Genomic DNA, 24508 nt, shown 5'->3' with positions numbered 1-24508 from the left:
AAAAGTTTATATTAAATAAAATTTCTGTAAAACGAAGTTTATGTAAAATGGAGTTTTTAAAAATTAAGCTTATATAAAATTTGGATTTAAATTCTTTTGCAGTAATTAGGGCTTAGATTGTTTTTAGAAGATAAGTAATTAATACTAAAGTATTTTTATGCTAAGTTTAATTAGTGATTTAAAGTAATAAAAATTAAACTTAATTAAATACTTTAGAGTAATTTAATACTAAGCTTATTAAGTAATTAAATTAATTAGATTTATGGATTATATAAAAGTATTTATTACGCATATAAAACATAATTAGGATATGAGTTTTTATGTTGGGGGGGGTAGGATTAAGTTTTATATAGGTTTAAAATATTTAAATAATCAAACCATATAAACTAATTTTATACCTTTACAGGATAAACAATGTTTTTAAAAGCTTTTTTAATGAAATAAATAAGCTGTGGATAATATAGATTTAATGATGTTGGGTAGTTGGTTTTCTGCAAATTGATAGATAAATTTTTTATTTTATTTAATATAGGAATTTATCTTAAATATTTTTAATATAGTTTAATAAGAGTTATTTAAAAAATGCTTTATAAGATGATTTAGGGAATGATTATAGTATTATTTTTAGTGTAATAAAAAAATAGCTTATAAATTAGTGGATTTAGTGACTGATTGAATTGTTGGTGCGGTGTTAATATAATTAATAAGATTTATAATAGTGGCTTAGCCTTGCTTATTAGATTTAAATTTAGCTATTAGTAAATTAATTTTTTAGATTAATAACATAGCTTATAAATTTTTAATCTAAAGGGTTAGATTAAGGCATAATAATAGTATTCCAGAATACAAAAGCGTATATGAAAGAACTAATATTACAAATTTAAAATAATAAAGAAAATTTTCTATAAAATTATAATATATGTGGTTTTTATCTTTTGGTTTATATTCTTTTGAAATTACTTTAAAATAACGAAAGCAAAATACACATTTAAAGAAAAGTTTAGCATTAAATTTTTTATACGGGTAAGCTTCACATAAGAATGCAAATCCTACAACTATCATAGCAAGAAATACTAGTTTCATAAAATCCTTTCAGTAGTATTTACAATACTTAATTAATCAAACCAACTATAACGCTTGATATTGTTTTTTTCTAAAATTTCAATAAAATTTTTAATTTCATCTTGTGTAAACATATTTTGATTTATATGTATCGGAAATTGAAATTTCTTAAACCTAACTACTATATTATTATTAGTAATAGAAGTAAAAAACCAATAATCTTTAAATTTTCTATAGCAAACTTTTTGAGTGCAAAACTTTCTCTTAATTATGAAAAAATCTTCATAACAAATAACCGTTTTAATATCAATTGCACAAAAAAAATGATAAGGTATAATAGCAACTATAATAAAACCAATAATATTTGCTAAAAAATTATCTAAATCTATAAAACATATTCCAATCAGTAAAGTTGCTAAATCCCATATAAAAACAAATATATAATAAAGAGATACGAAAAAAGATTTTTTTCTATTCATCACAAAAATAGGTTCATTGTTGTTTTGCATAATATTTTCCTATATTATTTATTTTTATTTTGAAAATAGGCTCTTCTTTAAGTTTTACCCTACAGCTTTTAACCTATTATTATGTTCTCTATACTCTCAATTTTTATCATTATTTATTCTTTAGTTTAAAGAATTTAAATTAGGATTTATATTTATTTTGTTTTATAAATTGTAAGGCAAATAAAATAATAAAAGAAATAGCTAATAATATTATACTAAGCTCATTTGCTTTATTTAAATCTAGTGTTTCTAATGCTTCAAATACGGCAATAGAAGCGACTTTTGTCTCTCCTGCTACGCTACCGCCTATCATCATTACTACACCAAATTCTCCCATAGTATGAGCAAAACTCATAACACTAGCACTTATTATACTAGGGATTATTAGCGGCAAACAAAGGCGAAATATTATGTTAGCTTGAGATTTTTCAAGTAATTTAGCTCTATCAAAAAGATTTTTGGGCAAAGCATTAAACGCACTATAAATAGGATTAAACATAAAAGGCATAGAATAAATTATTGAAGCAATCAATAAAGCCTTAAAATTAAAAACAAGTTTAATATCAAATTTAGCTAAAAATTGCCCTAAATAATTATTAGGACTTAATAGCACCAATAAATAAAAGCCTAAAACGGTAGGGGGTAGCACAAGTGGCAATGAAATTATGCTTAATAGTATTTTTTTACCAAAAAACTCTTTTTGGCTTAGATAAAATGCAGGATATAAGCAAATAAAAAATAATATTATAGTAGTTACGAAAGATAACTTAAGTGATAAGAAAATTGGTGTTAATTCTTGCATAAAAACTCATTATTTTGGATTTTTTCTATAAAAAATTCTTCTTTATTAAGACATTTTTCAAAACTACCATTTTTTACAAAATATATTTTATCAGCAAGGGCATTTATTTCAAAACACGAATGAGATACAAAAATAATTGTTCTTTTGTAGTCTTGATTTATTTTTTTGATTAGTTTTATAAGTGCTATTTTGTTACTATCATCAAGTGCACTTAAAGGCTCGTCTAATAATATATATTTTGCATTTTTGCTTAAGGCACAAATTAATGCTAGTCTTTGTTTTTGTCCTCCGCTTAGAGTGCTGATTTTTTTAGTTTTGTGCTCTTCTAAATTAGCTAGCTTTAATAATTCATCGTAAAAATTACTTGTATTTTTATCTAATTTTTTACCAAAAATATATTTTAAATCATCTAAAAGAGTTTTAGTATTTGTAAAAACTAGATTTTCATATACATTAAAATTATCAAATAATGTGCAATCTTGAAATAAAAAAGCAATATCTTTTAGCAAAGGCTTATTAATAAGCCCAGCTATTAATTTTAAAATAGTGCTTTTACCACTTCCGCTATCACCAAACAATGCGATAATTTCTCCATCATCAAAGCTTAATCTAGCATTTATTTTAAAGTCTTTAAAATCGTGTTTTAAATCCAGCTCATTCATAGCCATATTTATTAAAAATTTCCTTTGCATCAGGGCTTAATATAAAATCATAAAACACTTTAGCATTTTTTTCTTTACTTGTAATTATCATACCTTGTAAAATTGGTTCGTATAATTTATCATCAATTTTTAATATGTTTTCATCACTAAAACCTAATTCTTTAATTTGCTCTACGCTAGACGCTGCTACAAAAGCATAATCACAAGCTTTTGTAGCTTGTAGTAATGTTGCTGAAATATTTGTAGCCGTTATTATGTTTGAACTATTTGGAATTTGATTTAATACTTCTTTAGCTGCTTTTCCATAAGGAGCTGTGTTTGGGTTTGCTATAGCTATACAAGATGCGGTTTTTAAATCATCTAAATTAGGCTTTTTTTTAGCTGAAAATAATATTAGCTTTCCTTTTGCATAAGTGATTGCTTGATTTTTAGTTAATTCTTCTAAATCTTTAGCAAATTCCATATTTGCAGATAAGAATACATCATAATTTGCTCCATTTTTAATTTGTGCGTTAAAGCTACCACTAGCACCTGTATTGACATTAAGTTTTATATCTGGGTGTAGTTTTTCAAATTTTTGCTTTAATTCGTTTAGTGGATAGCTTATGTTTGCAGCTGCTGCGATATTTAAAGTATTTGCTAATGCAAAAGAACTTAAACTTAAAAATAATAATGCTTTTTTCATACTTACTCCTTTAAAATATAAAAAATTATATATTAAAAAATCTTTAATAAAACTGAATTTAAAAGCTTATTATATAAAATAATATATAATAAATTAATTTTTTATTTTAATATTACAATTATTAAAAAATGCTAGTATTTTGCCTTTTAATTTATTTAAGGAGAAAATATGAAAAAAATATTTTTAAGTTTAGCAGCAATTAGTGCTTTAATAATTCAAACAGGTTGTAATGATAAAAAAGAAGAGCAAAAACCAGCTCAAGAGCTTAGTCAAAATGTAAAATCAAGCACTGAAGAAGTGGCTAAGAAAATAGATACAATTGTAGATAATGTGGCAACAAAGGTTGATGAACATATAAATACTGCCGCAAATCAAGTTGAACCTATGATAAATTCTGCAGTAGATAGCATTAGTGATACTACAAAAAGCGTTGCTAACAATTTAAAAGAAAGCACCAATGAAGTTGCAAATACGATAAAAGAAAGCACAGATAGTGCAGCTAAAGCAATTACTGATGGCATTGATAAGGTTAGTAGTAGTGTTGAAAATGTTTTAAAAACTGATGCGGCGACTTTATTTAAAAAATGTATTGCCTGTCATGGAAAAAATGCAGAAAAATTAGCTCCTGGGGCTGAAGTTGCAATAAATACTTTAAGCGAGAGCGAAATTTATGAAGCTTTAAGTGGATATAAGGCGGGAACCTTTGGTGGTAAATCTCAAAAAACTATGCAATTACAAGTAAAAAATCTAAATGATGAAGACTTTAAAGCTTTAGCTAAATACATTAAGACTTTATAAGATAGTTAAAAATTAGGAATTTCAAATTCCTAATTTTGTTTTTATGATTATTTTGTAGTTAATAATATTTTTAGAAGTTTTTTTGCACTTTCAACACCAGGTTGATCGTAAGTGCTAATGCCTATCATAAGCCCACAAGCACCAACTAATAACTCATAATAGTATATTAAATATCCGATATTATAAGCACTTTTGCCATCAAGCTCAATTAGACTTGTTTCTATTCCTTCAGCTTTTATCGCATCAAGACACGATTTGCTTTGAGCATAAAGTAGCTCATCTAAACTATGTCCTACGCTTTGATTTTCAAGATTTTCAAGTCCTTTTATGTGCTTTATTTTGGGGCTATTTGGATTTGGTTTTATACGGATAAATTCTACGAATTTATCTTTTGGCCCTTCAATTATGAGTTGTAAAAACGAATGCTGGTCTTTTGGTCCTATTAGACTAATTGGTGTAAGTCCTACGCGTTTATATTCTTTAAATTTCCCAAGACTTTCGGCTACAAGCTGAACGAACCATTCGTTAAAATGGCGCAATTCTTCACAATAAGTGAATAAAACATAATTTTTATTTATCATTTTTGTGCTTAGCGTGTAGGCTAGATTAAGTATATGTTCTTTTGTTTTTTGCTCGTTCATACAATCTTTAGCGCCTTTGATAAGCTCATCAACATTAGCCCCTGCTAAAAATAACGGCACAAGTCCAACATTACTAAGCACTGAAAATCTACCGCTAACGTTTTCTTCTATATCAAAATGTGTTATTTCATTTGTCTTTAAAAACTCATAAAATTTGGTATTTTGCATACAAATTCCTATTAAGTGATGCTTTAAATCATCTACATTTAAACCTAAAACATCAAGCAAAATCCTAAAATAACTTATACATTCAATTGTATTTCCAGATTTTGATACTAATATAAAAAGCGTTTTTTTAAGGTCAATTTTTTCTAATATTTCATTAAAAAGAGTGCTTGAAATATTGTCTAAATAATCAATATTTTTTATCCCCAAAAAACTCGTAATCGCCCTAGTGCCAACACTACTTCCACCCATTCCAATAACTATAAAATGACTTTTGTTAGCAAATTTTTCTTTTACTTTTTGAAGTTTTGAAATTCCTAAATCAAATTCTAAAGGCAAATCATAAAACCCAACTTCGCCACTTTGCCTTTCTTCATTCATTCTTTTTAGATAAAGGCTTATGTTTTCTTGCGAAGTTTTTTCAAAATACTCTTGATAGGTAATCATTTGTAATCTCTTTCATAAAAGTATTTAGTCGCCTCAAAAAAACCTTCTACACTACCACAATCAAATCTAAGACCACTAAATACTAATCCTATACATCTACCTTCTTTTGCTTGAGTATTAAGAGCATCAGTAATTTGAATTTCTCCACCACGACCAGGTTTGGTATTGTCTAAAATATCAAAAATATCAGGGGTTAGAATATATCTTCCAATAATTGCTAGATTTGTTTTTGCGTCTTTTGGGTCTGGTTTTTCAACCATATCTGTGATTTTGTAAATATTATCTTCTAATTTTACGCCTTCAATAATCCCATATTTTTTAGTATCTTTATTTGGAACTTCCATAAGTGCAACAATACTGCAACGATATTTTTCATATGCTTTTACCATTTGGCTCATTACACCACAAGCATCATTTACACACAAGTCATCTGCTAAAATTACCCCAAAAGGTTCATTACTAACCATATTTTTAGCACAATTTATCGCATCACCTAATCCATTCATTTTTCTTTGCCTAGTAAATGTGAAGTTACATACTTCCATTTGTCTACGAACATCATCAAGTAATTTTTCTTTTTCACTGCCTTTTATTGCGTCTTCAATCTCATAAGATATATCAAAATAATCTTCTAAAGCTCTTTTTGTTCTGCCTGTAATAATACCTATATTTGTAAGTCCTGCTTCAATAGCTTCTTCCATAGCATAGTGTATTAATGGCTTATCTAAAATAGGTAGCATTTCTTTAGGTAAAGTTTTTGTTGCAGGTAAAAATCTAGTTCCATAACCTGCTGCTGGAAATATGCAAGTTTTTATCATCTTTCTTCCTTTTTAAAATTGTTGATATTTTTTAAAACCTAGTTTTTTCTTTATTTTACGTCTTAAATATTTTTCTATTGTTTTTAAATAATTTGCTTTTTTATCAAATGATAGATTACGTTCTAATATAAAATCATTTATATAATCTATTTTTTTTTCAGCTAATAACTCATTGGTTGTTCTTAGTGGTATAAAGTTAAATTTATTAATTAAGGATAAATCATATTTAGAATTATGCAATTCATCCATAAAGTTTGTTATATTATTATTTTTATAAACTGTATTGCATATATTGCTATTTTCAATATAAATCATTTGTTCTTGATTGTTGTTTAATGCAAAATCCATACCAATAAAATATATATTTTTGTACCCTAGCGATTTTCCAAGCAACATTAATAAAACTCCAGAAGTTGGTCTTAAGTTATCAAATTCGTCAAATAAGCATACATCTTTTAGAATTTGCTTATCTAAAATATCTTTTAATATATATACAAAAGGCATTTTGCTTTTAAACTTGTTTAAACAAAAATTGGTATCCCAATTATTATTTATATAGTTTAAACATATGTTTTCGATTTTGTATTCATTTCTTTTAATAATTTCATGAATTGTTCTTATTTGGTGATGAATAACTATTGGATTAAACATTACTAATTTTATATTTTTTCCAATATAATATCTATCTTCGCAATAGAATTGATTACATCTAAAAACATCAAAATCATTGGGTAATGAATTTAAGTCTATGTTTTTGAGGCTAGGTCCATTTCCCGCTACAATTAAATTATCGCTGTCTCTTTTAAAATCAATCATAAATTAAATCCTTTTATAATCTATGATATATTATAATATCTAAAATAAAAATAAAAGGTTTAAAATGCAAATTTTAAATAGAATTATAGATACAAATCATCCAGCTCTAATTATTGCGGAAATTGGTATTAATCATGGTGGTAGTTTAGAAGTAGCTAAACAAATGGTAGATGCGGCTCATCGTGCAGGAATTGAAGTTGTAAAACATCAAACCCATATAGTAGAAGATGAGATGAGTAAAGAAGCTAAGAAGGTAATTCCAGGAAACTCAAACGATAGCATATATGATATTATGGCTAGATGTGCCTTAAATGAAGTTGATGAACTAGAGCTTAAAAAATATGTAGAAAGTAAAGGTATGATTTTTATATCAACCCCATTTAGCCGTGCAGCAGCTCTTAGATTAGAGAGTTTTGGAGTAAGTGCATATAAAATAGGTTCTGGCGAGATGAATAATTACCCACTTTTAAAATTAATTGCTAGCTTTCATAAACCGACAATTATATCAACAGGCATGAATGATATAGCTTCTATTAAAAAAGCTGTGAAGATTTTTAAAGATGAGAATACCCCTATTGCATTACTTCATACTACAAATCTTTATCCAACACCACCACAGTTAGTAAGGCTTGGGGCTATGCAAGAGATGATGAGAGAATTCCCTGATTTAGAAATTGGACTTAGCGATCATACTTTAAACAATAACTCATCAATTGCAGCTATTGCTTTAGGGGCAACAATAATTGAAAGACATTTTACCGATCATAAAAATAGAGTTGGAGAAGATATAGTTTGTTCTATGGATGAAAATGAAGCAAGAGAGCTTGTAAATGCTGCAAAAGAACTTCATCAAATGAAAGGTGGCAAAAAAGAAGCAGCTAAAGAAGAAAAAGTTACCATTGATTTTGCGTTTGCAACTTGCGTAAGTATAAAGCCTATTAAAAAAGGAGAAGTGTTTAGCGTAGATAATCTTTGGGTAAAACGCCCTGGAACAGGTGAGATACTAGCTGAGTATTATGAGAGTTTATTGGGTAAAAAAGCAAAATGTGATATAGAAAACGACACTCATATAACTTGGGATATGATAAATGAGTAAAAAAATACTTTTTGTAAGTGGAACTAGAGCTGATTGGGGAAAGATTAAACCACTTATAAAAGAGATTGATAAGTGCTATGACTTTTCTTATATGATTTATGCTTGCGGTATGCATTTACTAGAGCAATTTGGAAGCACTTATAAAGAGATTATTAAAGACGGATTTTCAAATTTATATTTAGCAAAAAAATATGAAACAAATAAAACTGATATTAATTTATCCCATTTTATAAGTGATTTTAGCGAGTTTGTAAGTTCGTATAAACCTGACATGATAGTAATTCACGGGGATAGACCAGAGGCGTTAGGTGGAGCTATTGTTGGGGCATTTAATAATATTTTAGTAGCACATATTGAAGGTGGAGAAAAAAGTGGCACTATAGATGATAGTATAAGACACTCAGTTACTAAACTATCTCATATACATTTTGTCGCAAATGATGAGGCTAAAGCTAGGCTCATTCAATTAGGAGAAGATGAAAATGCTATTTTTATAATAGGTTCGGCTGATATTGATGTAATGCTAAGCGATGATTTACCAACTTTAGAAGATGTTAAAAAATATTATGGTATAGATTTTAAAGATTATGCAATATTTTCATTTCATCCTGTTACAACTGAAGTTAATTCTATGCAATATCAAGTTGAGAATTTAATTCAACTATTAATTAATAGTAATAAAAACTATATTTGTATATATCCGAATAATGATTTGGGTAGTGATATTATTTTAAATGAATTAAAGAAGTTAAAAACTAATTCAAAATTTAAATTATTTCCATCAATTAAATTTGAAAAATTTTTAACACTTTTAAAATATGCTGAATTTATTATAGGAAATAGTTCAGCTGGTATTAGAGAAGCTAGAGTATATGGGACTTATTGTATAAATATAGGTTCAAGGCAAAATTCAAGAGTAAAAGAAAATATAAAATATATAAAAACATTTAAATCAGATGATATGCAATTACTTGATTTTATTAAAACACATAATTTTAATATAAAAAATAAAGATAATTCTTTTAGTAGTGGAAATTGTGCAGGTGAATTTCTTAAAATTTTAAATAATAAAAAGACTTGGAAAATTAATTTGCAAAAAAGGTTCAATGATTTATGAAGGTTTTAGCAATTATTCCGGCAAGAAGTGGTAGTAAAGGTGTAAAAGACAAAAACATTAGATTAGTAAATAAAATTCCTTTAATGGCATATACGATCAGTGCAGCTATTAAATCTGAAATTTTTGATGAAATAATGGTGTCTACTGATAGTATAGAATATGCGAGTATTGCTAAAAAATATGGTGCAAGTGTGCCGTTTTTGCGTAATGAGAAGACAAGTAGCGATACAGCTAAAACTTTAGATTGTGTTTTAGAGGTTTTAGATGAATATAGAAAAATAGGTAAAATATTTAATGTTTTAATAATTTTACAACCAACTTCACCGCTTAGAGATGCCGAAGATATCAGAGGTGCATATGAGACTTTTTTAAAACATAAAAAAAGTGTAGCTAGTGTATGTGAAGGTGATAATGTTGTTTTATTAAGAACTATTAGTGAAGGTATATTGGAAAAAATAGTAGAGCAAAATAGCACAATAAGACGTCAAGATTTTAAGAAAAACTATAAAATTAATGGAGCTATTTATATAAATTATATTAAAGACTTAGATGAGAATACAAGTTTTAATGATAACGAAATAGCTTTTATTATGGAAAAATCTCATTCACTTGATATAGATACTGAGTGGGATTTAAAAATTTTTGAGCATTTGTTGTAAAATATGTTTTGAGCAAATTTTTAGGTATATTCTAAAAGTATTTATATTTTTTAGTTTGTGTGTATTGTAAAACCGAAATAAATATAAGAAATGTAGTTTTTTCATTTTATTTTTATTATATTTTTTTGTGTTGCGTAGTATGTCTGTATATATTTTTACAAATGTTCTATAAAGTCTATAATCAATAAATTGATTATAATTATTTTTTATAAATTTTAAAAGAATTTTAATATCTTTTAGATTCTCATTCATTCTATAGTTTGAATTATCAATTGTTATGCTTGTTTCGTTTTTGTAGTATTTATAAAATGTCGCATTTGTAAAACTAATATATCTTAAATCACTTAATATTATCGCAACTGATAGTATTCCATCATCTAACATACATACTGATTTTATTTGTTGATTTAAAAGCATTGCCCTAGCTTGGAATAAAACGTTTTTTCTAAAAAATTTTGCACAAAGTTGCCAGCTATCTAAATTTGATTTATATGTTTTTGGTTTTAGGATTTGGTTTTTTATAATTTTAAACTTTTTATGATTGTTATATATTGTGCATAGACCACCTATAGCAATATCTATATTTTGAGACATAAGTTTAACCACTTCTTCGCAAGCATTTAATTCTAATTCATCATCAGGATCCAAGAATGTTACAATATCACCAGTAGAATATTTTATTCCCTCTAGTTTTGCGTAGAGTGTTTTTAAATTTGAATGATTTTGTATAATTTTTATTCTATTATCTTTTTTCTGTATGTTTTTTGCGATTTTAATGCTGTTATCCCCCCCCCCATCATCAATTACCAAAATTTCAATATTTTTATATGTTTGATTTAGGCAACTATTTAGTGCACGAAGTATATATTTTTCTTTATTGTATGTTGCCATAATTATTGATATTTTCATTTTTTCCTTACATTAACGTATATTTGCTACGAAAAGCTTTTCTATTTTGTTTTGAGTAAATAAACAACGTGATAAACCTAACAAAAATTTTAGGCAATTTAATGCTTGTCTTATATTCTATAAAGGTATCTAAAAACTCTTCATATGCAAGCGATCTTCTTGCATAAGTCCACCAAATTTGCCCCCCCCCATAAATTTGAGAGTGGTTTTGTATAAGACCACCTGTTTTTACATTTTGAAAAGGTTTTGTGCCTACATAATGTATTAAGCTTGGTTTGTTACCTATTTTTGATATATAATCCTTGTCAGGGTTTTGAAAGTAATCTATATTTAGACAATTCCATTTTAGGTCAAGTTGTTTTATAAGTGTTTTATTTTCTAGAGCTATTAGGTTAAGCATTATTTCATCGTTTATTGTTTTACATTCTTTGTATTTTTCATTTACATCTAACGCTAGTTTTGACAGGTTCATATTTCTACATTTATCTATATTAAAAATCATTACTCCAGCATTAAACCATGAATTTATTTGAAATGGTGTGATTTTTGATACTCTTTTCATATAACATGAATATTTGTTATCTACGCAAGCAGCAAATAAATAATTATCATCGCATTTTTTATATAACTTGCTTATATCATCTAGCACTACTGTATCAGCATCTAAATATATAATATGTTGAAAATTAGTAAATATATCACTTATAAATAATCTATAATAAGTGCTTAAACTAGAATCGCCACAGTACTCATTACAATCTTTAAGTTTTTCTTTTAAATTATTATCTAATGAAATAAATCTTATTGAAATATTTTCTTTCTCATAAAAAGCTTTTATAGTTCTTTTTTTGATTTCATTTCTACTATCATTTAAAATTAATATGTCGTATTGATTATCGTGATTTAGGTTATCTATAATGCTTTGTAATGATACAATCATTTGATTTAAAAATGTTTCGTTTATTGCAAAACAGATTCCTATTTTATGCTGAAATAAAGGTTTCATTAACAATCCTTTTAAATTGATATTAAAATTTTAAATTATAAATATTATTTATGTGTTATTCAAAAAGCAACAGTTGTTACTTACTAGCAATAATAACACGATTTGATTAAATAAAAGAAGCTTTAAAATTAGATATAAAAGAATAGTTTTTAAGAATTTGAAATATGCTTTCCAATTCTTTTTATATTATTTTAATGTTTTTAGATACTCAATTACAAATTCTTGGCATTTTGTAACTGTTTTTTCATCAAAACTTTATTTTCTAGGTTCCACATTTGATATTATTCTAATCCCTATAAAATGTATATCAAAAGCCTTTGTTACCTGAGCGACTGTTACACTTTTCATTTATTCAGTACTTGAGCCATAAGTTTATATAACCCATTCAATCATTTTTTGTTTCTTTTTATATGCATCCGCTGTTGCAATCACACTTTTAATTGTCTTATAATTAGTAGTTTTTGCAAATTCATAAGCTTGTTCTAACAAATTTTCATCACTTGTAAAATAACTTGCTTCTACTTACTTTGCTGTATTGTCTTGTCAAGGCTCTTTATCATAAGTAATAGATTTTTGTGTTGTTGCTGGAACTAATAGGGTAATAGAGATTTCATAGGGATTTTTCCACAAGGATTATAGTATGAACCAACTTTATATATTTTACTAGCTAATACAATATCTCCTACTTTTAAACCTAAATCATGAGCTCCTGCTGTTCCTTGATTTATTATGATAGTAGGTTTATATTTTAATATTCCTATACTAGTTGTAGCTGCAGCATTAGTCATACCAACTAATGTTCTTGATATAACAACATCTTTTCCGTTGATTGTTCCTGAGTAGAATAGATAAGAACCAATTCTTTCTTCTTACTTATTTTCTAAAACATTGATTAAAACATCAGTCTCTTCTGGAAGAGCACCTTGAATAAGAACTTTCGCAAATATAATTTGCGTTAAACAAATTATGAAAAATAATTTTTCATAGCTTCTCCTTGTGTGAAATTTTAAACTTAAGCTCTTAGGCTTAAAAAATCACACAAAGAAAACGAATTGCGAGTATATATTAATAAACTTAAAGTATTCTAAAGAAAAGGTAAAAATATGAAAAATATAAAATCAGCAATTTATACAAACGAACTAAATATAATAAATATTGAAGCAATGATGTCAAAGGGCTTACCTGCTTTTAATATAGTAGGATTAGCAAGCACTAGTATCAAAGAAAGCGTAGATAGGATAAAATCAGCTTTTGCTAATCTTGATGATTTTACAATGCCTTGCAAAAAAATCGTAATAAATCTAAGCCCATCAGATATTCCTAAAAATGGTAGTTATTTTGATTTAGCAATTGCACTTTTAGTATATTTTTATGAAAAAGATTTAGATAATGATTATTATGTATTCGGAGAGCTTGGGTTAAATGGGGATATTAAAAGCACTTCGGGGCTTTTTTCTATTTTATTGTTTTTAGCTAGATTTAAGCCAAATTCTAAGGTCTTAGTGCCTAAAGACTTAGCAAATGAAGTTAGTTTGATTTATAATTTGCAGTGTTATGCTGTCGGGAATTTACTTGAAGCTTTTGAGTTTTTTACTAGCGAAGATAAAGAAAAATTCAGAATAAACTATAATGAAAATATTTTTAATTCTTTAATCAAAATCAATAATAAAAGCTATATAAAAAATACAAATTACCCACTAGATTTTATAGACATTAGGGGGCAAGAACAAGCAAAATTAGCTTGTAAAATAGCAGCTTTAGGAATGCACAATATTATGCTAGAAGGCTCACCTGGAAGCGGTAAGAGTATGTGTGCTAAAAGGCTAGTTTATATAATGCCACCACTTAGCGTTGATGAGATTTTAGAAAATAATGCTTATAGGAGTTTAAATGGTGAGAAGCTTGATTTTTCATCTATTAGAAGTTTTAGAAGTCCGCATAGAAGCTCAACTATTAGCTCAATTTTAGGTGGTGGGACTAAAAATGCTAGGATAGGCGAAATTGCTTTGGCAAATAATGGGGTTTTGTTTTTTGATGAATTTACTTATTTTAATAAGCAAATTATAGAAAGCCTAAGAGAGCCTTTAGAAGATAATCTAATCAATATTTCAAGGGTTAATTCAAAAATATCTTATAAAACTAAATTCTTATTCATATCAGCCTTAAATCCTTGCCCTTGTGGAAATCTCTTTAAAAAAGAGCAAAATTGCAAATGCCTTGAGCGTGATATTATAAGGTATAAAAGTAAGATTTCAGAGCCGATTTATGATAGGATTGATTTATATGTGGCGGTTGATGAGGTTGATATGAACGCAAAAGCAAGTGTTAGTAGCAAGGATTTAGCTGATGAGATTTTAAAGGCTTTTATCTTTCAAAAAGAGATAAGAAAGCAAGATGAGTTTAATGGTAAATTAAGCGATGAAGATATTAAAAAATACTGCATTTTAGAAGATAGTGCAAGAGATATTTTTAACAAAGCTATTAATAATTATCATTTAAGTGCTAGGGCTGCTAATAAGGTTTTAAAGGTTGCTAGGTCTTTGGCTGATTTTGAAGAGAGATTAAAAATAAACGAAAAAGATATAAAAATAGCTTTATCTTTTAGATATAGAGCAAAACATTAGATTTTGATTTTAAATTCTTTAGTTTTAAAGAATTTAAAATTAGTAGTTAAAGTTAAATCAATAATATAACAATTGATTATCAAATACAATACTTTTCATACCTTTTAAAGCAGAGAATAAATAATTTTTCTTTTTGTTATATAACTTATATTTTTCTAAATCAAGATTTTCTTTAGATATAACTTCATTAAAATCTCTTTCAAGTTCTTGAATTAATTTTTAGCTTTTTGTATTGCTGATACTAAGTTTTGATAAGAGTAATTTGTTTCATCTTTTTTTATTAATTCATAATAAGCGTCCAAAAGATATAACAAGCTTTGAAATTATTTATGATTTCGTGCTTTTTGGCAAATTTTTGTCCCATATTTTTAGTATTTTTAGCCTCTTATTTTGCTTAAAAAATTTTTGTGATTATAAAATAATAAATAATTAAATTCCTTAAAAATTGGTTTTAATAATTTTATTTTTAAGCTTTTATTAAGAGTGGGGGGGGGTATTATTATATTTTTAAAATTATTTTAGGAGATATTATGAAAAAATTAGTTTTTTCGTTAATTTGTGTAAATGCTTTTGCAAGCAATTTTGTTGGTTTGGATATTTATGGAACTAGTTTGGTTGAAGAAAATGGAGTTAGTTTAGAAGATAATTTTGTTGGTAGAGCTGATTTGTATGCAAATAGATTTTACACAAATGAAGAAAATCATTTTGTATATGATATTAGATTTACTCATGCTGAAATTAATAGTGATTTTGTAAATTCATATAATGTTAAAGGTAAAATCAAAGATAGCTTTAATAGTTTTTCAGCACTTGGTGGTTATGGAATTTTAGTTGGTAATGATATGTCTTTATCGTTGTTAGGCGGTCTAGGTTATGCTAGTAGAAGTTTTGAAACTAAGTTTTATAATATTGATACAAATGATATTAATGTTAGTGCAAATTCAATGTTTTTAAAGACTGGTGTTGCTGCTAGAAAGCAATTTGAGAATAATTTTACAATGAGTGGCGGTGTGTATCTTAAATATTATTTTGACACTATAAAAGAAAAAGATTTGAATGCAGAATTTGATATATCTTTAGGCTATACATTTGCGAATAATATTTATGCAGGAGTAAGATTTGGTTATGTTAATGATATTAGCAAAGGCGGTAGCATAGGACTTGCATTAAGCTATAAATTTTAAAATTTACTCAAGCCTTTAAAGGTTTGAGTAAAAATATTTTAATAATCAATTAGCTCTACATAAACTTGCTCTTTATCATCTGTGTAATAAGTTTTATATTTTATTGTAGTTTCGTTTTCTCCACCATTCACAACTATGCCTTTTATCTTGCCATTTGTTATTTTACTGCTTAATTCATTTGGCATAGTTGGATAAACAAATTTCAAATTAGCATTACAATATCTTGCTCTATCATCTTCGTTTTTTAGTGTTACAAAGCTAGAAAAATCCATCTTAACATTACTGCTTACATATTTTATTATTTGATTTAATAAATCAATTACGGGTTTATAAGCATTTGCTGTGTAGCTTTCAGCAAAATTACCATTATATGAATAATCATAATCTTTAAACTCTCGCGCTTTAATTATCGTATTTTCTACTTCATCTTGAAATGCTTTAATAACGCCATATTTAAATATTACTTCAGGAGCATTTTCTCTTATAAGCTCTTCTAGGGCTTCAAGTGCTACTTCATCATTGCATTTTGGTGTATTATCAAAAAAAGAAAAATTAAAAGCACTTAAATATGTGCTTAAAAATAAACTAATTATTATTTTTTTCATTGTTACTCCTATTATCTTCAAATATTTTTGCAATAGCTTGAGAGATATTTTCATTATTTGGGTTATTGTCTAATATAAATAATTTTAAAAACTCAACGCCAAAATGCGATGGGAAAATAAAATAACAATCATTGTGAAAATTATCCTTAGGAAAATAATTTGTCCTTATCCCTATTGATAATTCACCCTTATTTGTCTGTGCTTCACCGACTACTACTTCAAAATATTTATCTTTATAAATTAGTTTGAAAGGATAGTTTTTACTATCAATAAAAGGCTTTTTAATTTGCATTTCTTGCCTTTACTAAGTCTATGATATTATTAACCTTTTCTAGGTTTTTATTTCTTAAAAATACACCTATGCTAAATAAATCTATAAACCAAAATGCACAAACTAATAAATAAAATATAAAAGTAATTTGTGGATCAAATCTAATTAAAAGCGTTGCAATATAACTTATTTGATAAATTATAAGAATTAATAATTTTATAATACCTATTTTAAAATGCCCTACCTTAAATCTTGAAACGCCAAATGCCCCTAATAAGAAATTATGCAACCAAAAACATACATTAGGACTATCAAGCTTGTCTTTTTCAAGCATTTTAGCAACTTCGTCAAGTTCGGTTTCGCTTAAATTTTCTAGTTTTTTTAATAATTCTTCATTACTCATAATTGGTTTTGAGTAATTTTGATTTGCTGTAAGAGCTTTTTTAAATCCACCTATTTTCTTAGGCAACTTGTCTTGAATTTGAGAGAATAAAATCGTCGCATTCATTTTTAATCCTTTTAAAATAAAATAAAAACGAGATAATACCCCCCCCCATTCTTAATTTATGCTTAAATATATAACAAGTTTTAAATATATGAATTTTAAATTTATATTTTTTAAGTAAAAATTAAGAATGGGGGGGGGTATAATAAAGTATTTTATGAAAGGAGATATTATGAATAATGCTAATGCAAACCATAAAGCAAATCAAGCTAATGCTAATAAAGGCACTTCAGGTCAAAACCCAGCTCACGCAAAAGTTCATGGAAATCGTGGTGCTCAATTAAATCCAAATAATAAAAAATAATTTTGGATTTACTAGCCTAAAAAGGCTAGTGTATAAAATGTAATTTATTTTGAAGATAGAATGCTTATATAAATTTTACTTTTTCGTTAAATGAAAATCTCATTTTTTTATGTTTTGGTTGTCCGTTTGCTCTATAACCAAAAGTTAAAACCAAAGCGCAAAACTCATCTTTTGGTAAAAATTCTTCATTAATCGGTGCTTCGTCGTATCCTCCGATAATGCAAGAATCAACGCCTAAAGTATGAGCGCAATTTACCATATTTGTCGCTGCTATATAGCATTGTAAAGCTCCATATTCGTGAGCGTTTCTAGTTTCTAAACGCTTTAGATAAGGCGAATATAATTCATAAACTTTATCAAAATCTTCTCTTCTTTTAAGCGCATTTTGAACTACGCTACCCTTTGGGTCAAAATTATTTTTTGCAGCTACAATTACAGCAAAAGCACAAGTTTCAAATTGTCTTTTAGAATTACAAAATTGTTTTAATTTTTCAATGTTTTCAGGATTTTGTAAAACATAAAAAGTCCAAGGCTCAAGCCCTAATGAGCTAGGGCTTAAAACTCCAGCTTCTAAAATAGTATTGATTTTTGCTTGAGAAACTTTTTCGTTATTAAATTCTTTACAAGCAAAACGAGTTTTTAATAAGTGCAAATAATTCATTCTTCGTCCTTTCTAGCTTTTTTTTGAGCTAATATATTTTCTTTATTATCTTCTATTAATAATCTATTTCTTTCTATTAGCTTCATTGCTTCGTTTAATTTATCATCAATTACTGATATTTTTTGTTTTAATAGATTTATTCTTGCATTGAAATATTGCGTAATTAAAAATGCTATCAGTAAAAATACGATTAGTATAACTAGTAAATACAAGCTTCCCATTTTAATCCTTTATATCAATATAAAATATTGTTTTATTTTCTATATTTTCTATATTTATTACAGAAAAATTAGTATAAATCATATTAGATAATTCTTTAATATTAGTAATATTATTTTGTGCTAATAGCCTTAAAACCCTGCCACGATAGACTTTTGAGCTATGAGATAATTGCTTATTATTTTTCATAAAAATAAAAGTTGCGTGTGGAATTTGAATTTGATAATAGTCTTTATAAATATCAGCTCTAAGGTCAATTGCAAATTCTTTTATTATTTCATTTAGATTATTTGTTGTATCTTTTAAATATTCTTTAGCTTGGTTGATTTTGTTTAATTTCACCCCTTGTTTGAGTTTATAAAATGGTATCTCATCATTTGCAAGAATAGGTCCAAAAAGGTTGGAAAATATAATTACATTATCATCAATATATGTTTTTTCTTCATTACTTAAGCTATTGTAATCTAATTCTTTATAGCTAACTCCTTGGTATAAAATTATTGCTTTATATAATTTATTAGAGAAATTATTTAATATATTTTGGGTATTTTTAACACCAAAAATTAATTCTAAATTATCAAAATGATTTATATATTCCTTTATATATGATTTTCTAAATTGAGATTTTATTGAGAGATTGTCTAAATTTAAATTAGTAAAAAATATCTTTAATTCATCTATATTATAAGCATTTAAGCTATTTATTTTTTCTTCACTTGGTGAAAACAAAATTTTCATATTGCTCCTTTTTTTAAAAAAATTATAACTTACTCTTGACAAATGAAAAATTTTTACATATAATGCCGTCTTTCATTTTTGATTTATGCTGGTTTAGCTCAGTTGGTAGAGCAGCTGCCTTGTAAGCAGCAGGTCGGGGGTTCAAGTCCCTTAACCAGCTCCATTTTATTTTTAGCAGTGTTTGACCAGAACAAAAAAGGCTTTATTTTTATAAATAAAGGTGAGTTACTCAAGTGGCCAACGAGGGCAGACTGTAAATCTGCTGGCTTTGCCTTCCGTGGTTCGAATCCACGACTCACCACCATTATAGATGCGGGAATAGCTCAGTTGGCTAGAGCATCAGCCTTCCAAGCTGAGGGTCGCGAGTTCGAGTCTCGTTTCCCGCTCCAACTTTTTTGCAAGAACTGGGAGCTGTAATTTTTATCGCTTCACAAGTTTTTCCAAAAATAGTTTAAGTTTTAGTGTATTTGTTGTCTAAAGTTGTAATTTTTCTGAGCGCTCGTATGGCTCAGAGGTAGAGCACTCCCTTGGTAAGGGAGAGGTCGTGGGTTCAAGTCCCACTATGAGCTCCATTTATTCAAAAAGGTAATAATTTTAGACTAGTAATTAATTTTATTAATACGGAGGAAGTATTATGGCAAAGGAAAAATTCTCACGTAATAAACCACACGTGAATATCGGAACAATTGGTCACGTTGACCACGGTAAAACTACTTTAACTGCTGCTATTTCAGCTGTTTTATCAAGAAAAGGTCTTGCAGAGCTTAAAGATTATGATAATATTGATAATGCTCCAGAAGAAAAAGAAAGAGGTATTACAATTGCTACTTCTCATATTGAGTATGAGACTGAAAATCGTCACTACGCTCACGTAGACTGCCCAGGCCACGCAGACTATGTTAAAAACATGATTACAGGTGCTGCACAAATGGATGGCGCTATTCTTGTTGTTTCAGCAGCAGACGGCCCAATGCCACAAACTAGAGAGCACATTCTATTATCACGCCAAGTTGGTGTTCCATATATCGTAGTATTTATGAACAAAGCTGATATGGTTGATGATGCTGAATTATTAGAGCTAGTTGAAATGGAAATTAGAGAATTATTAAGTTCATATGATTTCCCAGGCGATGACACTCCAATCGTATCTGGTTCAGCTTTACAGGCTTTAGAAGAAGCAAAAGCTGGTAAAGATGGCGAATGGTCAGCTAAAATTTTAGAGTTAATGGCTCAAGTAGATAGCTATATCCCAACTCCAGTTCGTGATACTGACAAAGATTTCTTAATGCCAATTGAAGACGTATTCTCAATTTCAGGTCGTGGTACAGTTGTAACAGGACGTATTGAAAAAGGTATCGTTAAAGTTGGAGATACTATTGAAATCGTTGGTATTAGAGATACTCAAACAACAACAGTTACTGGTGTTGAAATGTTTAGAAAAGAAATGGAGCAAGGTGAAGCTGGTGATAACGTAGGTGTATTACTACGCGGAACAAAAAAAGAAGATGTTATTCGTGGTATGGTTCTTGCTAAACCAAAAACTATTACTCCACATACAGACTTTGAAGCTGAAGTTTATATCTTAACTAAAGAAGAAGGTGGTAGACATACTCCATTCTTTAATAACTATAGACCACAGTTCTATGTAAGAACAACTGACGTTACAGGTTCTATTCAGTTAGCAGAAGGCACAGAAATGGTTATGCCTGGTGATAACGTAAGAATTACTGTATCATTAATTCAACCAGTTGCACTTGAAGAAGGTACTCGTTTTGCTATCCGTGAAGGTGGTAGAACAGTTGGTTCAGGTGTTGTATCAAAAATTATTAAGTAATTTAAATGAGTAGGTTTTTATACCTACTCTAAAAACTAAAAGGAAATGTTATGAGAATTAAAATTGGTTTAAAATGCGAAGAAACAGGCGATATTAATTATAGTACGTTTAAAAATTCAAAGAATACTACTGAAAAGTTAGAACTTAAAAAGTATTGCCCAAGATTAAGAAAACATACAGTTCATAAAGAAGTTAAGTTAAAAAGCTAATTTTAGGGCAATAGCTCCAACGGTAGAGCGCCGGATTCCAAATCCGATGGTTGGGGGTTCGAATCCCTCTTGCCCTGCCAATTAAAGGTTTTAAAATGGAAAAATTAATAAATTATTTTAAGTTATCAAAAGCTGAGTTAGCAAAAGTATTTTTTCCAACTAAAGGACAAGTAAAAAATGCTTTTATTACGGTAGTTGTTGTAGTTACCGTTATTTCTTTATTTTTAGCTTTTGTTGATTTTATTATGTCTTTTTCATTAAAGAGTATTTTATAAGGGCGCGAGATGAATTTTAAATGGTATGCAATTCAGACTTACGCAGGTAGCGAAATGGCTGTAAAAAGAGCTATTGAGAAATTATGTTATGAAAATGGAATTTCTGATAGATTAAAAGAAGTTTTAGTTCCTACAGAAGATGTTATTGAAACAGGTAAGAATGGAAAACAGAAAATTACAGCAAAATGTTTATATTCTAGCTATGTTTTTGCAAACATTGATTTAGATATAGAGTTATGGCATAAAATTCAAAAATTGCCTAAAGTTGGAAGATTTATTGGAGAATCTAAAAAACCTACTCCTTTAAGTGAGAAGGATGTTAATTTGATTTTAGAAAAAGCTAATAATAAAAAAGCTCCAAGACCTAAAATTTTCTTTGAAAATGGAGAAAGCGTTAGGATTACTGAAGGCTCATTTGCGAATTTTACAGGTATTGTAGAAGAATACGATATGGTTAGGGGTACTTTAAAACTTAATGTTTCAATTTTTGGAAGAAGTACGCCAGTTGAAATACTATATTCACAAGTAGAAAAAATTATTTAATAAATTAAGGAGTCATTATGGCTAAAAAAGTTGTTGGGGAAATTAAATTACAAATAGCTGCAACAAAGGCAAATCCATCACCACCAGTAGGACCTGCTTTAGGACAACAAGGTGTTAATATTATGGAATTTTGTAAGGCTTTCAATGAGCGTACAAAAGATATGGCGGGATATAATATTCCAGTAGTTATAACAGTATATGCTGATAAAAGTTTTACATTTATAACAAAACAACCACCTGCTACAGATTTAATTAAAAAAGCTGCAGGTATTTCAAAAGGAACTGATAATCCTTTAAAAAATAAAGTAGGTAAGCTAACTAAAGCTCAAATACTTGAAATTGTTGATAGAAAAATTGCTGACTTAAATACAAAAGATCGTGAGCAAGCTGCTAAGATTATTGCAGGTTCTGCTAGATCAATGGGTGTTGAAGTAGTAGATTAATAAGAACCTAACCGCCGGGTTAAGGCGGAAGCACTTTAAAAAATGCGGAGAAAAATATGGCAAAAAAAGCAAAAAGAATTCAAGAATTATTAAAAAAAGTTGATTTAACAAAAGAATATTCACTAAATGATGGTATTAAAGTTATTAAAACTTTATCATCAGCTAAATTTGATGAAACCGTTGAAATAGCAATGAAATTAAATGTTGATCCAAGACATGCTGATCAAATGGTAAGAGGTTCAGTAGTATTACCAGAAGGAACTGGCAAAAAGGTTCGTGTAGCTGTAATTGCAAAAGATATTAAAGCTGATGAAGCGAAAGCAGCAGGAGCTGATATTGTTGGTGATGATGATTTAGTAGAAGAAATTCAAAAAGGTAATATTAATTTTGATGTATTAATAGCAACTCCAAATTTAATGGGGCTAGTTGGTAAAGTTGGCCGTATTTTAGGACCTAAAGGTTTAATGCCAAATCCTAAAACAGGAACAGTTACTATGGATGTAGCTCAAGCTGTTAAAAATGCTAAATCAGGACAAGTTAATTTCCGTGTAGATAAACAAGGAAATATTCATGCTGGTTTAGGTAAAGTTAGTTTTTCTGAAGAAAAATTATTAAATAACGTTAGTGCTTTTGTAAAAGCAATTAATAAACACAAACCTGCAACTGCAAAAGGTAGATATATTAAGAGTGCAACTCTATCTTTAACAATGAGTCCAGGTTTAAAACTTGAAACTCAAGAATTATTAGATTTAAAATAATTTTTTCTATGAATAGCTATTTTTTAAACTTTTTATGTTAAAAATATAGCTATTCTTTTTCAAATTTTTATTTTAGTTTTTTTTGCGTAAAGAATTTAAATAAAAATTTGATTTGTGACAGCCGAGGTTTATTACTTAATTGACTTTTGTCTCTCTGCTTAAATCATAAATCGGAAAGGAGAAACGATGACAAGAAACCAAAAAGAAGAACTAATAGCTAGACTTTCTGATGAATTTACAACAAACAATGCTGTTGTTGTTTGTAATTATAAAGGTATTATTACTAAGCAATTAGAAGTATTACGTGATTCTGCAAGAGTTGCTAATGTTAAAGTAGAAGTTATTAAAAATACTTTAGCTAGTATTGCTTTAGAAAAATCAGGCAAAAATGGTTTAACACTTAAAGATACAAATATTTATCTTTGGGGAGAAGACGCGTTAGCAGTTACAAAAGTAGCAGCTAAATTTGCTGAAAAAAATAATGCGTTTGAAGTTAAGTTTGGTCACATAGATGGTGAAGTTGCAGATGCTAATAAAATTACTGCATTATCTAAAATGCCATCTCGTGAAGAGTTACTTGCTATGTTATTGCAAGTTTGGAATGCGCCGATTCAAAATTTCACAATCGGTTTAAATGCACTTAAAGAAAAAAAAGAACAAGAATAATTTTATAAAGGATAAAAAATGGCAATTACAAAACAAGATGTATTAGAATATATCTCAAATCTAAGTGTTTTAGAACTATCTGAATTAGTTAAAGAATTTGAAGAAAAATTTGGTGTTAGTGCAGCTCCTGTAATGGTTGCTGGTGCTGTAGGTGGTGCTGCAGCTGCTGCTGAAGAAGAAAAAACAGAATTTAACGTTGTGTTAGTAGATTCAGGTGCTAACAAAATTAATGTTATTAAAGTAGTACGTGCATTAACAGGATTAGGCTTAAAAGAAGCTAAAGATGCTGTTGAAGGTACTCCATCAACATTAAAAGAAGGTGTTAGCAAAGCAGATGCTGAAGAAGCTAAAAAACAACTTGAAGAAGCTGGCGCTAAGGTTGAACTTAAATAATTTATTTAGCCCTATTTTTAGGGCTATTTTTGTATTGTGTTGTTTTTGCAACAAAACTATTCTTTCAAAACTTACCAAGAGGTA

32 protein-coding genes and 5 tRNA genes are annotated in these 24508 nt (G+C 27.8%); 20 read left to right on the top strand and 17 right to left on the bottom strand.

Annotation, left to right across the window (positions count from 1 at the left end; genetic code table 11):
• Positions 1 to 804 precede the first annotated feature (804 nt).
• From AVBRAN9333_RS06860 to modA, 5 genes are all read right to left on the bottom strand, one after another.
• Positions 805 to 1083: a hypothetical protein gene (locus AVBRAN9333_RS06860; RefSeq protein ID WP_336609666.1), complete on the bottom strand. Its 279-nt coding sequence runs from the start codon at positions 1081 to 1083 to the stop codon at positions 805 to 807.
• Between the two features lie 32 nt (positions 1084 to 1115).
• Positions 1116 to 1571 (bottom strand): hypothetical protein, encoded by a 456-nt coding sequence (locus tag AVBRAN9333_RS06855; RefSeq protein WP_336609665.1) that lies wholly within the window; start codon positions 1569 to 1571, stop codon positions 1116 to 1118.
• Positions 1572 to 1710: 139 nt separating this feature from the next.
• Complete coding sequence (gene modB / locus AVBRAN9333_RS06850; protein WP_214118254.1) at positions 1711 to 2373, bottom strand: molybdate ABC transporter permease subunit; 663 nt, start codon at positions 2371 to 2373, stop codon at positions 1711 to 1713.
• Positions 2361 to 3065 carry an ATP-binding cassette domain-containing protein gene (locus AVBRAN9333_RS06845; RefSeq protein ID WP_239803243.1) on the bottom strand — a complete coding sequence of 235 codons (705 nt, stop codon included), beginning with the start codon at positions 3063 to 3065 and terminating at the stop codon, positions 2361 to 2363. The genes modB and AVBRAN9333_RS06845 overlap by 13 nt, the downstream gene beginning before the upstream one ends.
• Complete coding sequence (gene modA / locus AVBRAN9333_RS06840) at positions 3028 to 3720, bottom strand: molybdate ABC transporter substrate-binding protein (protein WP_214118250.1); 693 nt, start codon at positions 3718 to 3720, stop codon at positions 3028 to 3030. Before modA ends, AVBRAN9333_RS06845 begins: the two co-directional genes overlap by 38 nt.
• A gap of 168 nt (positions 3721 to 3888) precedes the next feature.
• On the opposite strand from modA, the gene AVBRAN9333_RS06835 reads away from it, so the two are divergent.
• Positions 3889 to 4518 carry a c-type cytochrome gene (locus AVBRAN9333_RS06835; protein ID WP_336609664.1) on the top strand — a complete coding sequence of 210 codons (630 nt, stop codon included), beginning with the start codon at positions 3889 to 3891 and terminating at the stop codon, positions 4516 to 4518.
• A gap of 47 nt (positions 4519 to 4565) precedes the next feature.
• Here the strand turns inward: AVBRAN9333_RS06835 and AVBRAN9333_RS06830 are convergent, their stop codons facing one another.
• Genes AVBRAN9333_RS06830 through AVBRAN9333_RS06820 form a run of 3 tightly spaced genes read right to left on the bottom strand, consistent with a single transcriptional unit; the run spans position 4566 to position 7405 of the window.
• Positions 4566 to 5771 (bottom strand): glucose-6-phosphate isomerase, encoded by a 1206-nt coding sequence (locus tag AVBRAN9333_RS06830; RefSeq protein WP_336609663.1) that lies wholly within the window; start codon positions 5769 to 5771, stop codon positions 4566 to 4568.
• Positions 5768 to 6589, bottom strand: coding sequence for a UTP--glucose-1-phosphate uridylyltransferase GalU (gene galU, locus AVBRAN9333_RS06825; RefSeq protein WP_214118246.1), 822 nt, complete (start codon positions 6587 to 6589; stop codon positions 5768 to 5770). Before galU ends, AVBRAN9333_RS06830 begins: the two co-directional genes overlap by 4 nt.
• Positions 6590 to 6601: 12 nt before the next feature.
• Positions 6602 to 7405 carry an alpha-2,3-sialyltransferase gene (locus AVBRAN9333_RS06820; protein ID WP_239803246.1) on the bottom strand — a complete coding sequence of 268 codons (804 nt, stop codon included), beginning with the start codon at positions 7403 to 7405 and terminating at the stop codon, positions 6602 to 6604.
• A 64-nt stretch (positions 7406 to 7469) separates the two neighbouring features.
• On the opposite strand from AVBRAN9333_RS06820, the gene AVBRAN9333_RS06815 reads away from it, so the two are divergent.
• Genes AVBRAN9333_RS06815 through AVBRAN9333_RS06805 form a run of 3 tightly spaced genes read left to right on the top strand, consistent with a single transcriptional unit; the run spans position 7470 to position 10277 of the window.
• Complete coding sequence (locus AVBRAN9333_RS06815; RefSeq protein ID WP_239803247.1) at positions 7470 to 8501, top strand: N-acetylneuraminate synthase family protein; 1032 nt, start codon at positions 7470 to 7472, stop codon at positions 8499 to 8501.
• Complete coding sequence (neuC, locus tag AVBRAN9333_RS06810) at positions 8494 to 9618, top strand: UDP-N-acetylglucosamine 2-epimerase (RefSeq protein WP_239803248.1); 1125 nt, start codon at positions 8494 to 8496, stop codon at positions 9616 to 9618. The genes AVBRAN9333_RS06815 and neuC overlap by 8 nt, the downstream gene beginning before the upstream one ends.
• Entirely contained in the window at positions 9615 to 10277 is a 663-nt protein-coding gene (locus tag AVBRAN9333_RS06805) for an acylneuraminate cytidylyltransferase family protein (protein ID WP_239803249.1), read from the top strand. Before neuC ends, AVBRAN9333_RS06805 begins: the two co-directional genes overlap by 4 nt.
• Here AVBRAN9333_RS06805 and AVBRAN9333_RS06800 read toward each other — a convergent pair.
• From AVBRAN9333_RS06800 to AVBRAN9333_RS06790, 3 genes are all read right to left on the bottom strand, one after another.
• Positions 10251 to 11186: a glycosyltransferase family 2 protein gene (locus AVBRAN9333_RS06800; RefSeq protein WP_336609662.1), complete on the bottom strand. Its 936-nt coding sequence runs from the start codon at positions 11184 to 11186 to the stop codon at positions 10251 to 10253. The genes AVBRAN9333_RS06805 and AVBRAN9333_RS06800 overlap by 27 nt on opposite strands.
• A 7-nt stretch (positions 11187 to 11193) precedes the next feature.
• On the bottom strand, positions 11194 to 12192 hold the full coding sequence (locus AVBRAN9333_RS06795; protein ID WP_336609661.1) for a glycosyltransferase family 8 protein: 999 nt from the start codon (positions 12190 to 12192) through the stop codon (positions 11194 to 11196).
• 590 nt (positions 12193 to 12782) lie between these two features.
• Positions 12783 to 13052, bottom strand: coding sequence for a phosphorylase family protein (locus AVBRAN9333_RS06790; protein WP_275591997.1), 270 nt, complete (start codon positions 13050 to 13052; stop codon positions 12783 to 12785).
• A 243-nt stretch (positions 13053 to 13295) separates the two neighbouring features.
• Here AVBRAN9333_RS06790 and AVBRAN9333_RS06785 point away from each other — a divergent pair, with 243 nt between their 5' ends.
• Positions 13296 to 14816 (top strand): YifB family Mg chelatase-like AAA ATPase, encoded by a 1521-nt coding sequence (locus AVBRAN9333_RS06785; protein WP_214149829.1) that lies wholly within the window; start codon positions 13296 to 13298, stop codon positions 14814 to 14816.
• A 530-nt stretch (positions 14817 to 15346) separates the two neighbouring features.
• Positions 15347 to 16000 carry a hypothetical protein gene (locus tag AVBRAN9333_RS06780; RefSeq protein WP_336609660.1) on the top strand — a complete coding sequence of 218 codons (654 nt, stop codon included), beginning with the start codon at positions 15347 to 15349 and terminating at the stop codon, positions 15998 to 16000.
• Positions 16001 to 16038: 38 nt separating this feature from the next.
• Here the strand turns inward: AVBRAN9333_RS06780 and AVBRAN9333_RS06775 are convergent, their stop codons facing one another.
• The 3 genes from AVBRAN9333_RS06775 to AVBRAN9333_RS06765 are packed head-to-tail and all read right to left on the bottom strand — an operon-like array spanning position 16039 to position 17384.
• Positions 16039 to 16605, bottom strand: a complete 567-nt coding sequence (locus AVBRAN9333_RS06775; protein WP_336609659.1) for a hypothetical protein — start codon at positions 16603 to 16605, stop codon at positions 16039 to 16041.
• Positions 16586 to 16897, bottom strand: a complete 312-nt coding sequence (locus tag AVBRAN9333_RS06770; RefSeq protein WP_336609658.1) for a hypothetical protein — start codon at positions 16895 to 16897, stop codon at positions 16586 to 16588. The genes AVBRAN9333_RS06775 and AVBRAN9333_RS06770 overlap by 20 nt, the downstream gene beginning before the upstream one ends.
• A complete protein-coding gene (locus AVBRAN9333_RS06765; RefSeq protein ID WP_336609657.1) occupies positions 16887 to 17384 on the bottom strand; it encodes a hypothetical protein in 498 nt (165 codons plus the stop codon). The genes AVBRAN9333_RS06770 and AVBRAN9333_RS06765 overlap by 11 nt, the downstream gene beginning before the upstream one ends.
• A gap of 169 nt (positions 17385 to 17553) precedes the next feature.
• Between AVBRAN9333_RS06765 and AVBRAN9333_RS06760 the strand changes: the two genes are divergently transcribed.
• A complete protein-coding gene (locus AVBRAN9333_RS06760) occupies positions 17554 to 17685 on the top strand; it encodes an alpha-amylase (RefSeq protein ID WP_214118213.1) in 132 nt (43 codons plus the stop codon).
• 64 nt (positions 17686 to 17749) lie between these two features.
• Here the strand turns inward: AVBRAN9333_RS06760 and AVBRAN9333_RS06755 are convergent, their stop codons facing one another.
• From AVBRAN9333_RS06755 to yaaA, 3 genes are read right to left on the bottom strand one after another with little or no spacing between them, the layout of a single operon-like run.
• Positions 17750 to 18346: an NAD(P)H-dependent oxidoreductase gene (locus tag AVBRAN9333_RS06755; RefSeq protein ID WP_214118211.1), complete on the bottom strand. Its 597-nt coding sequence runs from the start codon at positions 18344 to 18346 to the stop codon at positions 17750 to 17752.
• On the bottom strand, positions 18343 to 18567 hold the full coding sequence (locus tag AVBRAN9333_RS06750; RefSeq protein ID WP_214118209.1) for a hypothetical protein: 225 nt from the start codon (positions 18565 to 18567) through the stop codon (positions 18343 to 18345). The genes AVBRAN9333_RS06755 and AVBRAN9333_RS06750 overlap by 4 nt, the downstream gene beginning before the upstream one ends.
• Before the next feature lies 1 nt (position 18568).
• A complete protein-coding gene (yaaA, locus tag AVBRAN9333_RS06745; protein WP_336609656.1) occupies positions 18569 to 19303 on the bottom strand; it encodes a peroxide stress protein YaaA in 735 nt (244 codons plus the stop codon).
• An 87-nt stretch (positions 19304 to 19390) separates the two neighbouring features.
• Between yaaA and AVBRAN9333_RS06740 the strand changes: the two genes are divergently transcribed.
• The 13 genes from AVBRAN9333_RS06740 to rplL all read left to right on the top strand — a co-directional run bounded on the left by AVBRAN9333_RS06740 (position 19391) and on the right by rplL (position 24424).
• A tRNA-Thr gene (locus tag AVBRAN9333_RS06740) sits at positions 19391 to 19466 on the top strand.
• Positions 19467 to 19522: 56 nt separating this feature from the next.
• Positions 19523 to 19607: transfer RNA gene (locus tag AVBRAN9333_RS06735), tRNA-Tyr, on the top strand.
• An 8-nt stretch (positions 19608 to 19615) separates the two neighbouring features.
• A tRNA-Gly gene (locus AVBRAN9333_RS06730) sits at positions 19616 to 19692 on the top strand.
• Between the two features lie 108 nt (positions 19693 to 19800).
• A tRNA-Thr gene (locus tag AVBRAN9333_RS06725) sits at positions 19801 to 19875 on the top strand.
• 62 nt (positions 19876 to 19937) lie between these two features.
• The gene (gene tuf, locus AVBRAN9333_RS06720) at positions 19938 to 21137 is read left to right on the top strand and encodes an elongation factor Tu (RefSeq protein WP_214118205.1); all 1200 of its coding nucleotides are present in this window, start codon (positions 19938 to 19940) and stop codon (positions 21135 to 21137) included.
• A 50-nt stretch (positions 21138 to 21187) separates the two neighbouring features.
• Positions 21188 to 21346 (top strand): 50S ribosomal protein L33, encoded by a 159-nt coding sequence (rpmG, locus tag AVBRAN9333_RS06715; RefSeq protein WP_214118203.1) that lies wholly within the window; start codon positions 21188 to 21190, stop codon positions 21344 to 21346.
• A 4-nt stretch (positions 21347 to 21350) separates the two neighbouring features.
• A tRNA-Trp gene (locus AVBRAN9333_RS06710) sits at positions 21351 to 21426 on the top strand.
• A gap of 15 nt (positions 21427 to 21441) precedes the next feature.
• A complete protein-coding gene (secE, locus tag AVBRAN9333_RS06705) occupies positions 21442 to 21621 on the top strand; it encodes a preprotein translocase subunit SecE (protein ID WP_214118201.1) in 180 nt (59 codons plus the stop codon).
• A gap of 9 nt (positions 21622 to 21630) precedes the next feature.
• Positions 21631 to 22164 (top strand): transcription termination/antitermination protein NusG, encoded by a 534-nt coding sequence (gene nusG / locus AVBRAN9333_RS06700; protein WP_214118200.1) that lies wholly within the window; start codon positions 21631 to 21633, stop codon positions 22162 to 22164.
• Between the two features lie 17 nt (positions 22165 to 22181).
• A complete protein-coding gene (rplK, locus tag AVBRAN9333_RS06695) occupies positions 22182 to 22607 on the top strand; it encodes a 50S ribosomal protein L11 (protein WP_214118198.1) in 426 nt (141 codons plus the stop codon).
• A 56-nt stretch (positions 22608 to 22663) separates the two neighbouring features.
• The gene (gene rplA, locus AVBRAN9333_RS06690) at positions 22664 to 23365 is read left to right on the top strand and encodes a 50S ribosomal protein L1 (RefSeq protein ID WP_214118196.1); all 702 of its coding nucleotides are present in this window, start codon (positions 22664 to 22666) and stop codon (positions 23363 to 23365) included.
• Between the two features lie 186 nt (positions 23366 to 23551).
• The gene (gene rplJ / locus AVBRAN9333_RS06685; protein WP_214118194.1) at positions 23552 to 24031 is read left to right on the top strand and encodes a 50S ribosomal protein L10; all 480 of its coding nucleotides are present in this window, start codon (positions 23552 to 23554) and stop codon (positions 24029 to 24031) included.
• A gap of 18 nt (positions 24032 to 24049) precedes the next feature.
• On the top strand, positions 24050 to 24424 hold the full coding sequence (gene rplL, locus AVBRAN9333_RS06680) for a 50S ribosomal protein L7/L12 (RefSeq protein WP_214118192.1): 375 nt from the start codon (positions 24050 to 24052) through the stop codon (positions 24422 to 24424).
• Positions 24425 to 24508 lie beyond the last annotated feature (84 nt).

The sequence above is a fragment of the Campylobacter sp. RM9333 genome (assembly GCF_020137705.1).
Taxonomy (GTDB): domain Bacteria; phylum Campylobacterota; class Campylobacteria; order Campylobacterales; family Campylobacteraceae; genus Campylobacter_E.
This window is presented reverse-complemented; position numbering and strand designations above follow the sequence as displayed.